The 15396-nt window shown below is 38.5% G+C and carries 11 protein-coding genes; 3 read left to right on the top strand and 8 right to left on the bottom strand.

Translation table 11 applies throughout. From position 1 onward, the window contains the following. The first annotated feature begins 21 nt into the window (after positions 1-21). On the top strand, positions 22-591 hold the full coding sequence (locus MHI40_RS21755) for a hypothetical protein (protein WP_340765487.1): 570 nt from the start codon (positions 22-24) through the stop codon (positions 589-591). Between the two features lie 17 nt (positions 592-608). Continuing rightward, positions 609-848: a hypothetical protein gene (locus MHI40_RS21750; RefSeq protein WP_340765485.1), complete on the top strand. Its 240-nt coding sequence runs from the start codon at positions 609-611 to the stop codon at positions 846-848. Between the two features lie 252 nt (positions 849-1100). Here the strand turns inward: MHI40_RS21750 and MHI40_RS21745 are convergent, their stop codons facing one another. Further along, positions 1101-3062 carry a M28 family metallopeptidase gene (locus MHI40_RS21745; protein WP_340765482.1) on the bottom strand — a complete coding sequence of 654 codons (1962 nt, stop codon included), beginning with the start codon at positions 3060-3062 and terminating at the stop codon, positions 1101-1103. A 129-nt stretch (positions 3063-3191) separates the two neighbouring features. Between MHI40_RS21745 and MHI40_RS21740 the strand changes: the two genes are divergently transcribed. Then, complete coding sequence (locus MHI40_RS21740) at positions 3192-3557, top strand: hypothetical protein (RefSeq protein WP_340765481.1); 366 nt, start codon at positions 3192-3194, stop codon at positions 3555-3557. A 293-nt stretch (positions 3558-3850) separates the two neighbouring features. Here the strand turns inward: MHI40_RS21740 and MHI40_RS21735 are convergent, their stop codons facing one another. From MHI40_RS21735 to recD2, 7 genes are all read right to left on the bottom strand, one after another. Next, positions 3851-4585 carry a serine/threonine protein kinase gene (locus tag MHI40_RS21735; RefSeq protein WP_340765480.1) on the bottom strand — a complete coding sequence of 245 codons (735 nt, stop codon included), beginning with the start codon at positions 4583-4585 and terminating at the stop codon, positions 3851-3853. A gap of 51 nt (positions 4586-4636) precedes the next feature. Next, positions 4637-5560, bottom strand: coding sequence for a hypothetical protein (locus tag MHI40_RS21730; RefSeq protein WP_340765478.1), 924 nt, complete (start codon positions 5558-5560; stop codon positions 4637-4639). Between the two features lie 331 nt (positions 5561-5891). Then, positions 5892-6866 carry a DHH family phosphoesterase gene (locus MHI40_RS21725; protein WP_340765476.1) on the bottom strand — a complete coding sequence of 325 codons (975 nt, stop codon included), beginning with the start codon at positions 6864-6866 and terminating at the stop codon, positions 5892-5894. Beyond that, positions 6866-7615, bottom strand: a complete 750-nt coding sequence (locus tag MHI40_RS21720; RefSeq protein ID WP_340765474.1) for a metallophosphoesterase family protein — start codon at positions 7613-7615, stop codon at positions 6866-6868. Before MHI40_RS21720 ends, MHI40_RS21725 begins: the two co-directional genes overlap by 1 nt. A 127-nt stretch (positions 7616-7742) precedes the next feature. Then, the gene (locus MHI40_RS21715) at positions 7743-9344 is read right to left on the bottom strand and encodes an ATP-binding protein (RefSeq protein ID WP_340765472.1); all 1602 of its coding nucleotides are present in this window, start codon (positions 9342-9344) and stop codon (positions 7743-7745) included. A gap of 157 nt (positions 9345-9501) precedes the next feature. Beyond that, positions 9502-12804: a leucine-rich repeat protein gene (locus MHI40_RS21710; protein WP_340765471.1), complete on the bottom strand. Its 3303-nt coding sequence runs from the start codon at positions 12802-12804 to the stop codon at positions 9502-9504. Between the two features lie 142 nt (positions 12805-12946). Further along, positions 12947-15388 carry an SF1B family DNA helicase RecD2 gene (gene recD2, locus MHI40_RS21705; RefSeq protein WP_340765470.1) on the bottom strand — a complete coding sequence of 814 codons (2442 nt, stop codon included), beginning with the start codon at positions 15386-15388 and terminating at the stop codon, positions 12947-12949. Positions 15389-15396 lie beyond the last annotated feature (8 nt).

Raw genomic sequence — 15396 nt, 5'->3', positions numbered from 1 at the left:
AACGATGACGGAGGCAACAACATGAAAAATTTTAAAGATGTCTATACGGAAGCTCTAGCTAAATCCAATCGACCACGCATCAAAATCGATGATGAGATGAGAAGCAAAGTTGATGCATATATCGGTGCTATTATCGAACGTAAGAAAGAAGAAAAAGAATATCAATTAGATGGTGGGAAACTCCGTAAACGCTATGAAACTGGGCTTTTTGGGGAATTAGCAGTAGAAAAACTTTTAGGTATGTCTTTCGTTGACCTAACTGCCGGAGCGACAGAAAACTACCGAAAATCAGATTTAAAAGATATCGGATATGCGATTGGCGTAAAAACAGTCGAACATGGGAAGTTCCCAATCATATATCGAAACAACTTCGGGCCAGAGATCATTGCTGTGCGAGATGGAGAGGAAATTGTCATTCTGGGCGTCGCTACTCGTTCGGTTCTGAACAATATGCAGAATGATGATTTGGTCCTGGACCCGAACATTAAAAAAGCTAAAACGGGCTTTTATGGACTTGTTGAAACTGTCAGCTTCAAAAATAAGAGCGAACTAGACTTGGTATCCGAGTGTATGGATCTGTTTGCAGCATGATAAAGGGAGAGATTAGGATGGGAGAAATCATTTATTTAGAAATATGGAAAATGCAGCAAGGTCTTCGCAAATTGGAAGAAGAGGTAGAGTTCTGCGTATCACAATACCACCAACACCTAGAGCAATCAGATGATGGTGAAAATCAGTTGCTCGTAGAAACAGCAAAGAAACGTTTAGAAAAGGCTATCCAGTATGCAGAGGAAGAGCGTAAGAAGATTGACTTAATAAAGAAAAAGATTAAAAAAAGCGGTCTTTAAATAGTTGCCGTCTTTTTAAAAGAAAAACACACTCTACTATAAATAGTGGAGTGTGTTTCTAGGATTTGGTTTGTCGACGCGATACCTCGCTTCTTTATTGTAAAATATTTTTAAATTATTTGCAATAGTTTGAACAAATAATGCTTTTTACGAGTTCCGTCGATACATATAAATATTCCAAACAATTGATAGACGGATTGTTCCACGCTTATCTTTTAAAGGAAGGTAGTGCCTATATCATTGAAATATTTACTAATTCATAGAACTAGCTGTACTGGATAGAATTTCTTTCAACTCAAAATCTTCGATAATTTTTTCTACATCAGCTTCAGTTAAGCTTGTTTTTACCCCCGTAGCAGTCTGTCCTTCAATTTCTGAAGTTATCTCTTCCCCTTTATTAATTGACATTGTATATGCTTGACCATTGATATTTTCTGTAAAAGCAAAGTTAAATAAATGTTTCTCACTTTCATCATAAGCTAAATAATACTTAGTATTATTCATTATTTCTTCCTTTACTATAGTTCCATCTAACTGTTCATATTCCTTTTTTTCAATATTGATTTGCAATAGTTGATTTTCCGTATTGTCCGTATAATATTTGAACGATATAGTGTCTAAATCAGATGGACTTATGGTTCTCTTATATACTTTATTAACTTCCAAACTACCCTTGTCTATTTCCTCTTTAAAAGTATTAAATACTTCAATTTTCTTCAAACTATAATCCTTCAGTCTCTCTTTATAAATGAAATTAGGATAATATTTCTTAAAAGCTCCTAAATCATCAAATAGATAATGCTGATGATCTAGAAATAGATTATTGTTTTCATATTCAAATATTTCGTATTCATCAAATTGCAACTTTTCTTTTTCTTCTTCGGTCGCTATTCTTGTTTCCATTCCTTCTTCACTATTCGGTTCATGATTATGCCCGTCGCCTTCTTCATGTTCATGCGTATCTTCATGCTCATGTTTATACATTTTATTATCAAAATCAATAATAAATTTAGTTATGGTATCTCTAACTTTAACTAAGTATGGAAAATTAATTTCTTCGATTGTATCCTCTGGTATATGAATTTTACTTAATACATCCTGACTAATAATACTAAGAGAATTCATATGATTATATAGAAAAGAAGAATGATCACTAGTTGCTGAACCTGTAGCATTCGTAATTGATGTTAAATCATTATCCTTCAGATGCTTACTGAAGTCATTAATTAAATCTTTTAATGGTTCTTCATCTCCAGTCAAGATTTCTAATGGGCCATCATAAATGGAATCAATATTAATATTGTATACATGCTCATATTCCTCTTTTATAAACTCAGTAAAAAAGTAACTTCCTTGAAGACCGGATTCTTCTCCATTAAAGGCTACAAAAATAATATCCTTCTCAAATTCTTTATCGCTTAGTTTTAACTTCTTGGCTATATCCAGTAATAAAACCGTCCCAGAGGCATTGTCTATTGCACCTCTATAGATTGTTTCTCCTAATGAACCAACATGATCAAAATGAGCAGATAAAACTACAGCTTCCTTTTGATTTTTCCCTGGTATCTTACCAACTACGTTAAATGCCTCGATGCTCTCTTCTTTAGCAATACTTTCTATTTCTAAAGTTGCTTTTTTTGATTTTTTGAGTTTTTTATATGTATCATCCGTTATCTGGACAATTGGGAACTTCAGATTGTCTACCAATAATGTTCTTCCTAATTCTTCAACAATTAATACGCCCTTTGCTTTCCCAAATACTTTTTGAAAGTCTTGACTGTCTTTCAGGACAATAAAAGAGTTTTCTAATTCTGGATCATTTAAGTCAAAAGTATAAGGAAGTTCTTTTTTGTACTCTGAAAATCCTGACCTTTCTAAGTAATCTATTCCTCTTTTAAATTCAATCGTCTCTCCCTCAACTGTATTCGCAATCATTCTAAAAATTATTTTTTCTGGATTATAAAATTTATGTGGATAGCTCATTAAATAGCTGCTGCTATTCATCATCGCCAAATCGATTTCTTTGAATTTGTCCTCTAAGTATTTTACGGTTAGATCATTTCCTTCTGTACCAGTAAGTCTCCCGTCCATCTTTTCTGAGGTTAAATATTCCATTCCCTCCTTCATTTCTTTATATTCATCAACTGACACCTCTTCTTCGCATCCGCTTATAAATATTAAAAGCAATAAGAACACAACTAATTTCTTTAACATTTCGTTCCTCCTAAAAGTTTTTATATTTTTATATTTACAAATATTCAAATTATTAGTATTATAAATCTGGGAGAGATGTTAGTCAATGGAAATTATTCAATAAATTTACATTAGAAAAGGGGAATAGAAATGAAGAGAAAATTATTCTTAACCGTTTTAATGGCTGTATTTTTACTACTCGTTCCAACTATTGGTTTTGCTCAAAGCAATGAAGGAGCACCTCTTGAAACTCTAACAAAGGATACTTCCTATGAAGATGTTGTGAGCCCAATGGTAATTCCTTGCGACTACTGGAGTAATGGTAATCATCAAATGCAATCAGGACAGACATATACTGACGAAGTATATTCTTCCACTCACAGCCATGTAATTAGTGGTGTAACATTCACAAACTGTAAGATTTACAATAAATACACTGTTTCAGAAAGATATTGTGCTTGCGGTTATAAAACTCAAAACAGAGTTAATGCTGGAACTGCACATTATTACTATTAATACTTAATTTCTCTAGTTTCATGTAGTAAGATTGGCATTATAGTATTTGTAATCGTAATTGGAATATGATATCTTTCCCAAAGACAAAGGAGAGTGACTTAAATAGTCGCTCTTTTTTGGTTGTCTTAATTAAGCGTATTCCTTAATTATAGGAATGTATTGAATTGCATTCTATAGGATGTTATGCAAGAAAATATCCCATTGAGTCTAAAAAAATACTATAAAAAAATGCTTTACCCCTATTGAAGTAAAGCATCCCTTTTGAAGTTCATAATATACAAATTAATTAAAGCCTACTCACTAAGGCTTCTACTAGACAGTTCCTCCACTATTTCTTTTATAAGTTTCTCAAACTGCTCACCGGAAACCCAGCTGTGTTGGCCAGCGTAAGTACCAGAAGATTGATTGTATTTTGAGTACTTAGCAAAAATAACAAAATCCCCACCGTTAGTCCTTCTTGTTACCACACTGGCATGTTTAGGAAGAGGTATTTCATCACCATTTATATTATGTCCTATATAACCTCTCTCATAAAAAGAGTAATCTTTATATACTCCAGGTGCTACTTCCAGCACATCCTCACCGGAATATTTCATATTTCTTTCTATTTCTGTTAGTGAGCTAAACGGCTTATCCTTTTCTATTTCTTGAGTTTCATAGACGCCACTGTCATGGAATGGTAATGCATTCAATCTGAAATACCACCACTCTGGATTTTCGCCAATCGGATGAAAAGTAAGTGACTCTAAATTTAATATTTCTCTCGATGTCCCAAAGGTTAATTCAATCAAACCGGATTCATTAGAATAAAGAGCACTTGACAGATCCGATCCTCCACCAGAAGGAACAAATGTATGATTAAGTGCCTTACTTTTCCCTATCGTATTCAATATTTGAATGATTTGGCTAGAATCTGTAATCCTTACCGTTTCATTTACCTTTATTGGAAACAGGTTGTTCGCCATCTGCTTCCAAAGAATTAATTGTTCCCGCTTTTCCTCATTGTAGACTTCTTCATAATTTGACATAAAATCTCCCCTTTTAATTTATTAGAAAAAGACGGTTTCCCGTCTCTTATCTTAAGCACTTGCAGTTGTATTCGCTGAAAATGTACTTTCTATAACCCATACGCCATTTTTTTTCACTAAAACGTGAGGCTTCTCAGCTATAAGTACATATGCCACATCGTTATAACTTGCTAACAACAGAATTTCATTACCGCTATACTCGTTTTGTATTGATTCAAGCACCTCTGCATTTACTCGTTTATATGTGTTGCTCTCTGCCACCACAATTAAGTAGTTCACATGCAATGCTTGATAAGCAGTTTCGTTTCCAACTAAAGCCAAACGGTCTAATACCTGTTTACTCATTTCATCTACATCAGTATCATTCATTTTTTCAGCAATGCGAATCTGTAATTCGTCAATAGAATCCTTTGTTGCCACTTCCTTTGCTGAAATCGCGAGTACTTTTTTCGCTGGGTCTCGATGTTTCGAGAAAAACGCTTTGCGAGTCGATTGTCCGTATGTGCGGTTGACAATTATCTCTAACTTCTTTAACTCTTTCTCTAATGCTTTATGAGCTTTTTGAGTGCCAGAAGTAGCTAGCCCTTTCTGTTGTTCTGTGGCAAGCGACAATTGTAAGTTATTCACCTTTACACTTGCTGTATGAGCATCAATAAACGTTAACGCTTGATTTTGGATGACGTCTACGTTTTTACGTCTATTTTCTAGTTCGCCTTTTAGAGCCTTGTCTTTCACTTTGTTTATTTCAGCTTTGGCAGTTGCATTAAATTTCTTAGTGTCGTTAAATACTTTCATATTTGGTTTTGCTAATTCTTTATTCAACTCATAAGAAACCTGCCATCTTAATGCCTTTGCTGATTTCTCCGCTGATACTAGTGACTGCTCTGCCTTTGTTATAGTTGCGGCTGACACACCCCCGACATTAAGTGAAAGAATAAGACTTGCAGACAACAAAATTAAACCTATTTTCTTCATCTTATAACCCCTACTTTCTTACCTTAATTATAACCACAGATACCCATTTTGTCAATTATTTTTTACATGATTATTCGACAAAGAATTTAGATTGTCAATTATTTTTGCTTTTTAGTAAAATATATTTTACATATGATTTCGACAAGTTTCTACACGGCGTCAAATATAATTTACTGAACATTTAAAATTGACAGAATTAAAAGGCTTTTCAAGGGTAAAGGAAGATGACATGTACCTACATCTGATTGAATTAAATTCTCCTCAACGTGTTTTGGGAGCTCCCCTTAACCTTCACCCTATCCATAAAAAAAAGAAGGGTTTCCCCCTTCTCTTAAGCTGCTAGAATCCTATTCAGGTAAGGACTCACATATTTTTCAATGGTTTCTTCTTTAAATTCACATCCAGCCGCATTGGGATGCCCACCACCACCATAAGTTTTTGCAATCGTCTGCACATCTCGTCCTCCATCTGACGAACGTAAGGATATGGTGCGTTTCTCCAAGTTGATTAACACAACGTAATCTAAATGAGCTCGCTTGTCTAGAATATAATGACCAACTTCCGAATGGTAATTTTCACAATGTACAATTCCAACCATTTCTCCGTCAATCTCAAATTCCCTAGTAATTTTCTCCCGTTTGCTCATTTCTAGCTCAATCTTCTTCTCCTCTAACTTTAATACTTGTTCGTATTCCTTCCCAAATGAGAACGTCCCGGTTTCCACTCGTTCCATTACAAACGCAATGTACTCCTTGATTCCAATCAGGTAGAATAACGTATTTAGTTTTTTAGCTTCAAGGTTTCCAGTTCTGCTCCAGTCCCATGTATCCCATGAACGGACTAGTTCCACACAAGTCTCAACTGCAGCTTCCGAATAGTCGGAAAGACAATTGCTTCTAGTTAGGAAATCTGCGTACAAGGATGTTCCACAAGCCAGAATGCTGTTTTGCTCTACCACAATCTCCGTCCAGGTAGGATTTTGAATGGGCATAGCTGATTTGTGATGATCAAACAGGATGATTTTATACCCTTCCTCTATCTTCTCTTCAATCAGACCAGCTACTTCTAAGCTAGGAGATAAATCCGTTAACACTAGCAAATCCTCTTTACCCATAACATCCATATACTCTTTCGTCGCTATGTCCACTGGACCTCCGTTAGCAACCACTTTAGTGCGAATGTTCGGAAAGGCTAGCTTCGTTAAAACTATTGGTGATACCCCGTCCAAATCGTTATGAGATACGTGATAAACTCGACTGAAGCCATTCATTAACTCTTGTATAAAAATTTCTTGTAATTTAAGCATTATTCAATTTCCCCCTTAGCATAATAGATGACCTGTTCACTACCAAACGGAACTGCGTAAGCAGCCCGTATGTCGCCTTTTTCATTCAAAGCAATACCATTCAGCTGTCCCCCGAATACGCACCCGCCGTCTATCCCTATCTTATCGCCCATGTAATTTACCCATACTTTATTGGAGCGATCATCATTCAGGTATTTGGTTGGTGTATGTCCAAACAGAATTCGTTTGTCGATTGTCCCTTCCGACTCGAAGAAAGCATTGCGTATCCATAGAAATGTACCTTCTCCTGCTTTACGCCAATCAGGTATGGTGAAGTCAATTCCAGCGTGTACAAACAGTACATGCTCTGTCTCGTAAAACAGACGCATCGATTTCATAAAGCGTATTTCTTTGCGATAATTACGCAAAATATATTCAGCACGCTGTTGTCTTGTATCTCGAGTCATGTCACGGTTCACATAGAAACTCTTAATCGTTTCTTCCTGTGATGTACTATAAAATATCCCTGCCATTTCTCCAGAGCCTAACCATGCAAGAAATTCTGCATCATGATTCCCTCGCATTACAATTACTTTTTCCCCGTATTTTTCCTCTAATTCCATAAGATATTGTATAACTCCTAGAGAATCAATTCCGCGATCAATCGCATCCCCTAGAAATATCAATGTTTCTTTTTTTGGATCCCATTGTCTCAGCAAGATTTTCAATTCTCGCAGACAACCATGAGGATCGGATACTACAAAATACATACCATTCCCTCCTAACTATTTGACACTGCATGTCTACAAGTTGATATGTTCTATCTATCCTATGCAAATTAGGGACCTATCATCATTCGAAGGAAGACGAACAAAAAGAGCCCCCATATAGAGGCTCTTAGTGTTTTTGGTGTAATTCTAGTGCTCGTTCTTTATAGTCTCCTGTTAAAAACTCTAAGTCGTTTGTATCTTTTAAAGCAAGATCCGTCATTTCTTGAATACGGCTATTTGAAGCTGGTAACATATACCCGATTGCTTCATCCATGACTGCTCTCGTCATTCCGCTTAAACCTCTTCGGTGAATCAGTTCATTAGCCTTTACTACGATGTTTTCAATCTCCGCAGGTGTAAAACCATCCATTCCCTCAGCAAGCTCTTCCAAGTCGGCCTCTATTAGCGTAGACGCAAATCCAGAAGCCTTAACATGATGTCTCAGCACGCTTATACGATCATTCGAGTCTGGGGCAAAGAATGGAATTTTTTTATCGAAACGACCTGCACGTTTAAGAGCTTCATCGATTTTGTTTGGATAATTAGTTGCTCCCACCCATAAAATCTTCCCTCGGTTCTCCGGTTTAGAAAGAAACGCAAGAAACATCCCGAATATATTTTGTCGTACTGGATTTGAGTCGTTATCTCCGCCTCTAGAAAGAACTTGGTCCATCTCATCGATGAATACTCCAACAGGAGCCATAGACAAGAAACAGTTGAACGCTTTTTCTAAATTTCTTTCGCTTGTTCCTACCCATTTATCAACGATCTTCGACATCTTGAACTCTACAAAGTTAATGCCTGCATCTCCCGCAAGGCATCTAGCGAAATAAGTTTTTCCTGTTCCTGGAGGTCCCATATATAGAAGTCCTTTTGGAACATAAGCAGTATTTCCATTCTTAAATGGTTCGATCACAGCTTCTTCATGATATTTCTTTATATGTTCCTGACCAGAAAACTGGGACAAGCCAAACCCTTCCGTATCAAAAAATTCAATAAGCTCTCCAAATTCTTTTCGGATGAGCTCTTCCTTCCGGTCAATGACCATATTACGAGTCATTTTCCCACTAGATTCTGCTAGAAGATGCAAGTCTTCCATTTGCATGCGAGAAAGACCTGCAGTTAAATTGGCCAATACCCCATCACTCAGTTCAGAATCGAACGGCTTCTTACTAGTTGCACGCAAGTAAGCTATCATGTCCATCCGTTCTTCTCTGTCCGGATAGTCCACCGGCACAATAATCGTCCGAGAATTAGCGTTTAAGAACATCTCATGAATGCCACTTTTCGTTTCAGACACAAGGAGCAGCATGTTGTTGGAGTTGATGAATGCTGTATCGTTCATTAATTGATGCAGACCAATTAATCGGTTCGATGTTTCTTTATCTACTTGCCCGCTCACGTTATGTCCTAGTACAAACTCTGGGTATTCTATCAGATAGATGATGCGACCCTCTTCTCTTACTGTTCGTAAGTCAATCAGCATTTCTTCCCAGTCATTTCTCCCGTGCGTTTGCTTTTCCAAAAAGGGTCCGTGAATGATAGTTGTTCCTGTTGCAATCGAGTAACTACACATCTGTATTGTATTTTCTTGATAGTGATTTACCAAGAAATTGCGTAGCGATACGCCAGGTGCAACGTAGTCATGAACTGTACCAGTCAACAAAAAGACGTTGGATACTCCTGATTTATAATTCTCATCGATGATGTTGCTCCATTTCGTCTCCATGTTGATCACATTCCCTTTCTGTACTACATCTTGTGTTTAATTATAGCACGGCACACTATATATGTCAATTATATTTTACAAATTACCAGTTTGGAAGAGAACCTCCTTATCCTTTCCAATAAAAAAACCACCCCTAAAGGAGTGGTTCATGTCTTGTTTAGTTCATTACAACATCGAGTCTTGCTTGCAGGTCGGCTTTCGCTTTCCCTTCTGACAAACCATCAATAGCAGCTTGGGCTTTCGTGTAGTACGTCGCACGTTGATATTTTTCTGATAGCTCTACCGCTTTATCTGCAGCAGTTATCAGTTTTTGCATTTCGATTTCTTCTTGCATGTTTGTGAAGAACGTTGCTAGTTTTTCGATGACTTCGTTGTGTGTTTCTTCGTATTGGCTTAAAGCTTTGATATTTGTCGAAGCTTTCGTCATATAGGCAGTTGTTTGGCGATCCTTCGCCACTCCAACTGCTGTATAGGCTTCTTGAAGGACTTTCTTGATTGTTGCATCTGTAACGGCATCGATTTCGACTTTCAAGTCATAGGCAAACTGCATCGATTCGGTTACTTCGATCGCATCTAAGCGGTCCACTAGTGCTTGCTTCGCTTCGCCGTCTTTTAGTCCGTTCACAAGAGAACGAGCTTCTTCGATGACAACTAGGTCACTTGCTGTTTCTGCTTTCGCAACAGAGTCTGTCGCTGTTTTTAGCTTAGTTGCTTCGATTTGTTCACTTGCTCCACTGAAAATGACATTCAGTCTTTCTTCAAGAGCGGTTTTCACTTCGCTTGTAGGAAGTTTATCCACAGCTTCCTGTGCACGTGTTAGATACGGGTCACGCTTGTAGCGTTCTGCGTAAGAAACTTGTGTCTCCGCAGCTTTTAGAAGAGCTGGGTCCACCTCTGGTGCTTCTGGTGCTACAGGAGCAGCATCTTGTATCGCTTTCAAACGTGCTTCTAAAGCTGTTTTGTCTGTTCCATCTATTAGTTTTGATACGAGGTCCTTCGCACTTGTTAGGTACGGATCTCGTTTATGTTGTTCAGCTAGAACGACATGCGTTGTCGCTTCTTCTAGGAGTGCTGTTTCAGCTTCAGTTGCTAGTGTATCTTGGATGACGTTCATACGGTTAGTAAGCTCTGTTTTCTTTGGAGACTCATTTAGCTTGTTGATGCTATCCATAGCGTCCGTGATGTACGGGTCACGCTTCGTCAGCTCCGCCGATTTCACTTTGTTTTCAGCATCCAAATTTAGCTTGAGTTGCTCGATACGTTCCGTGAGTTCCGTTTTAAGCGGACCCTCTCGTAACGCTTGAACGGCTTTTTCTGCAAGAGAGATGTTGTAATTGGTCTGTCTGTTCTCTGCTTGAGCTACTGCATTAGTTGCTTTTTGGTTGGCCTCGATTCTCGAAATGCGGTCGTTTAGCTCTGTTTTCGTGGAGCTATCTGGCAATTTCGCAACTAGTTCTTTTGCAGTGGTGATTTGCTCTTTTGTTGACTGGTCATTCAGCATGCCTACTGCGTCTTGAGCTTCTTGAAGGAGTTCTGCACCTTCTGGCGACACTGCGATAGAATCGAGTCGCTCTGTGAGAGTTGTTTTCTCCGAACCGTTAGGCAATGCTTCTACTAAAGGTCGAGCAGCGTCTATATCTGCTTGTAGCTTAGTGCCTTCTGCTTTCGTTACAGATGCGGTTGCTTTGGCGATTTGTTCTGCCAACGCTTTGGCATCATCGATACCTTTTTGAACAGCATCTAAGCGTTCTATTAGGCTTGCTTTCTCTGAACCATCTGATAGACCGTTCACAAGAGAACGAGAAGCATCCACGTCTTCTTGAAGTTTGGATTGTTCTGCTTTTTCAACAGACGCTACAGCTTCTACTAGAGTGTTGTCGATTTCTGGTTCCTTCGCAGCCTCTACTTCTTGCTGCGTATTGTCTTTTAGCTCCGATTCTGGCAGTTGCGATATTAATTCATCCATTCCCGCTAGTTCGCCACTTGCAATCTTTTCCCAAATGACCTCCAGTAAGCCAATGATGTCCAGTACATCCTGTGCATAATGAGCTACTTCTGTTCGGTGAGACTCGTTTGCTAAAGTTAAAGAATCGGCTAAAATGACATTTAACGCATCTTTCATGGCTAACACATCTGCTCGTGTACCTTCACCAGTGAGCAAGTACGCTTTCATGTCGATAAGTTCCGCCATCATTTCTTCATGAGAGGTTTTGGATGCGTCGATTACTGTTTGAACTGCGTTCAGTCGTTCTGTCAAGGCTGTTTTATTGGCACTTTCAGGCAAAGCGTTCACTAGGGAACGAGAAGCATCTATATCTGCTTGCGACTTAGAACCTTCCGCTTTTTCAACAGATGCGGTTGCTGTTAAGATTTGTAGTTCAGAGTCTACTCCGTTGAATGTATGACTATAGTTATTTGCATACACTTCGGATGTTGAACCAATTGCAGCATTGATTGTTACGTCTTTTGGATTAAAAACAGTACTTTTTGTAGGATTATACTGCAAGACATTTGATCCATAATTTACATTTTGGCTTTTGACTATTATTTTATTTATTTTATTATATCCAAATGCAGATTCCTTAATACTAACCACGTTATTTGGTATCACCACACTTGTTAGTTGGTTATCATGAAACGCCTGCTTTCCAATACTATTCACGCTTTCACCTATAATCACTTCTGTTAGTTGGTTGCTAACAAATGCAGTGTCTTCAATAGTGGTCACGCTATCTGGTATCACTATGTTTGTTATTTGATTGCGAGCAAAAGCACCGTTTCCAATAGTTATAAGACCCTTACCTAAAATAACCTCTGTTAGTTGGTTGCCAACAAAAGCACCACCTTCAATACTAGTCACGCTATCCGGTATAACTATGTTTGTTATTTGATTGAGAGCAAAAGCACTTTTCCCGATAATAGTCACGCTATCTGATAAAAATATGTTTTTTAGTTGATTGTTTGCGAATGCATTTAACCCAATTTTAGTCACACTGTCTGGTATAACTACGCTTGTTAGGTTGTTATATTCAAATGCGATATCCTCGATATTTGTTACACTATCTGGTATCACTACACTTGTTAGGTTGTGATGACGAAAAGAATTATACCCAATATTTGTAACGGGTTTTCCATCAATTAATTTTGGAATCACAACATCTTTACTGGAACCTAAATATTTGACAATCGTTACACTAGAACCATTTACTGTATAGCTGAAATCACTCGCAGGATTCTCTTTCATATTATCTCCTGTACTTGCCGCCTCTAGAACATTCGAGACTTGTTGCTGGCTAGCAGCCTCGGCCACCTGCACAACCGAAAAGTCCGAAATGGCCCCCGTCGTACCCACTGCCCCTGCAAATCCAGACAATAGTAAGGATGCCGCTAGTGTAGATTTCAATAAAGACTTAGATAATACATGTCGTGCTTTATATTGCTTGTTTTTCATTTCGTTCATTTGATATTCCTCCTAAGATTATTTTATTTAACCCTCTATCATATGCAAATAGTACTATTAGATTCGACTAAAAACTAACCACTAGGCTCTCTGTAGAACGACAAAAAACCACCCCCGAAGGAGTGGTTTCTCTCAAGATGTCCTATATAGATGCCTGCAGTTGTGCTGCGAGAGTCGTTCTTCTCTTTTTGCTCGTGAAATTTCGTGCTGCCCGGTCAAAAGCTTCTTCGTTCCCGATTGCTAGGACGAGATCCTTCGCTCTAGTGTATCCAGTGTAGAGAATGCTGTTTTGCAACATTGGATAATGATCATTGGTGAGTCCGAGTATAACAAATGGCCACTGAGAACCTTGAGATTTATGAATAGTCATCGCATACGCATGGTCTAACTCTCGAAGGTCCCCTTCATAGAACACCAATCCTTCCTGGAAACGAACAGTTGTCACGAAAGCATGTCCGATAGCAGTTGATTTCTTTTCTATTTTTTCGATGAACCCGATTTCTCCGTTCATAACTCCCTTGAGACGAAGCTTTTCGAGGCGACCGCTCTTATTTTCGAACCATTCCATTCCATAGTTATTCTTCATCTGAATAACCTTATCACCTTCTTGAAAATAAAGAGATACAGAATCTGCATTTTCTCGGTCCACAATACGATTTAGTATTCGCTCTCCTTCTTTATGAGGATTTAATGCTTGTTGAAGCATGAAATTAATTACATATGTCCCTGATTCTCCACGCTTCATCGGCAACAAAACCTGCATATCGTCGAGGGAGTAAGTCCCTACCATGCGAAGAACAGATTCGACAATTCCTTTCTGGAACGTTTCTTTTGTGTTTCGACGCACAAAATGAGCATCCGCAGAAGATTCTCTTTCAATCGTTTCTCCTCTAATAATTCGGTTTGCATTACGAATAATAGCAGAGTCTAAAGCTTGTCTCTTCACGACATCTAGTGTGACGTGATCCAACACACCAGAAGCGATTAAATCTAGCAGGACTGCTCCTGGCCCTACGGACTCTAATTGCTTTCCATCTCCCATGAAAATTACCTTGGCACCGTTAGGGATTGCGTCTAGTAAGGAAGCAATTAAATGAATGTCAATCATGGATGTTTCATCAATCACATAGCACGTTGCGGACAATGGATTGTTAGAATGATGTTCGAACTTGCCATCAGAATACCCTAATGCTCGGTGGATAGTCTGGGCTGGTCGCCCTGTCGACTGACTAGCAACCTTTGCAGCACGGCCAGTAGGTGCAAGAATCATATATTCAAAAGGTAGACGAGTTCTTCTAAATTTCTCTTCGATTACTTTCAAGATAATATTCAAGGTAAATGTCTTTCCGCAACCCGCCGAACCATCGAGCAAGTGCATTCCGCCTTGTTCGGAAGTAAACCGTTCCACCGCTTCCATTTGTTTATTTTCTAGTGACACTTTCTCCCGCAGAAGCATCTCTCTTGCCACAGGCTCTAGGATTTGTGAAAACGGCACACGTTCTCTTTTTAGAGCTCCAACTGCTATAGCACTTTTAACTTCTGCATCATAGGTTTCTGGAAGGTAAATACGACTTTCTTCTACAACAATCTTATTTGCGATTTTTAAAATCTCTATAGATTCATCAATCAGCTTATCCGAAACACGAACAATGGGAAATCTTCTTGCATGTTTTTCTAACGTTTCTCTCGCCACTTTATATCGCTTACTTCTATAAGAAATGAGTAAGCTTGGTCCTTCTTGACGCTTAAGTATATCCTTGACTTCTTGATAAGTTAACGTCAATTCTAATAACTTTTTGAGTTCTTCTTTTAATTGAGTGTCACTCGTATAACAATGTCCGCTCCATTCAAATCGCTCAAGAACAAACAATATTCCTCCTTCTATTCGCTCGGGAGCATCACCTGGAAAATCCATAGTGGCAGCCACTTTGTCACATGCTTTAAAACTATATCCTTTGAGGTGTATTTGTAACCAGTAGGGATTCTGCTCAATGGATTCTGCTGCTGATTCGCCAAACCTTTTAAACAAATATTCAGCATCTCGCATAGAAAGCCCAAGACCCATGAGCCTCATTAACGAATGGTAATCGTCTTGTAGGACCACGAGCTGTTCTTGCCACGCCTTCACACTTTTCGCACCAATCCCTCGTACTTCCTCAGCTATTCGTTCCGGCTCTTTCATAAGAATGTTAATTACATCCATCCCGTACGTTTCATACAAAAGATTCGCTCGTATATTCAACCCATGGAGCGTCTGGAGGAAGGCAACGATTCCTTCTTTTGTCGATGGTCGCTCTGGATAAACGGCATCCGCTTTTAGTTGCAACTCCTCTTTGTATTCGTAAACCTTCCCTCTTATCTGATACGTTTGCCCAACCTTTAATTGATACGGAAACTCTCCTGACACTTTCGTACGCATGTCATCCAATTCGATGCTATATACACCAAATCGATTGATGTTGTCGTAATAAAATTCGTCTCTTACTATACCAGTTATGGTCAGACGCTCTCCGATTTCTTTTCCGGCCAAGTATCCCTCATTTAGGTCATTTAAGTCATTAAATACATTAAACATACCAGTCATCGTTCCAC

Origin of the sequence: Psychrobacillus sp. FSL H8-0510 (assembly GCF_038008345.1) — a bacterium.
Lineage (GTDB): Bacteria > Bacillota > Bacilli > Bacillales_A > Planococcaceae > Psychrobacillus > Psychrobacillus psychrotolerans.
The sequence above is the reverse complement of the archived record's forward strand: the minus strand, read 5'-3'. Positions and strand labels throughout refer to the sequence as shown.

What these genes read in the sequence shown, in the direction of transcription:
- MHI40_RS21710 (WP_340765471.1), bottom strand. Translation starts at nt 12,804, where the DNA reads ATGAACGAAATGAAAAACAAGCAATATAAAGCACGACATGTATTATCT.
- MHI40_RS21720 (WP_340765474.1), bottom strand. Translation starts at nt 7,615, where the DNA reads ATGTATTTTGTAGTATCCGATCCTCATGGTTGTCTGCGAGAATTGAAA.
- MHI40_RS21755 (WP_340765487.1), top strand. Translation starts at nt 22, where the DNA reads ATGAAAAATTTTAAAGATGTCTATACGGAAGCTCTAGCTAAATCCAAT.
- recD2 (WP_340765470.1), bottom strand. Translation starts at nt 15,388, where the DNA reads ATGACTGGTATGTTTAATGTATTTAATGACTTAAATGACCTAAATGAG.
- MHI40_RS21745 (WP_340765482.1), bottom strand. Translation starts at nt 3,062, where the DNA reads ATGTTAAAGAAATTAGTTGTGTTCTTATTGCTTTTAATATTTATAAGC.
- MHI40_RS21735 (WP_340765480.1), bottom strand. Translation starts at nt 4,585, where the DNA reads ATGTCAAATTATGAAGAAGTCTACAATGAGGAAAAGCGGGAACAATTA.
- MHI40_RS21730 (WP_340765478.1), bottom strand. Translation starts at nt 5,560, where the DNA reads ATGAAGAAAATAGGTTTAATTTTGTTGTCTGCAAGTCTTATTCTTTCA.
- MHI40_RS21715 (WP_340765472.1), bottom strand. Translation starts at nt 9,344, where the DNA reads ATGGAGACGAAATGGAGCAACATCATCGATGAGAATTATAAATCAGGA.
- MHI40_RS21725 (WP_340765476.1), bottom strand. Translation starts at nt 6,866, where the DNA reads ATGCTTAAATTACAAGAAATTTTTATACAAGAGTTAATGAATGGCTTC.
- MHI40_RS21740 (WP_340765481.1), top strand. Translation starts at nt 3,192, where the DNA reads ATGAAGAGAAAATTATTCTTAACCGTTTTAATGGCTGTATTTTTACTA.
- MHI40_RS21750 (WP_340765485.1), top strand. Translation starts at nt 609, where the DNA reads ATGGGAGAAATCATTTATTTAGAAATATGGAAAATGCAGCAAGGTCTT.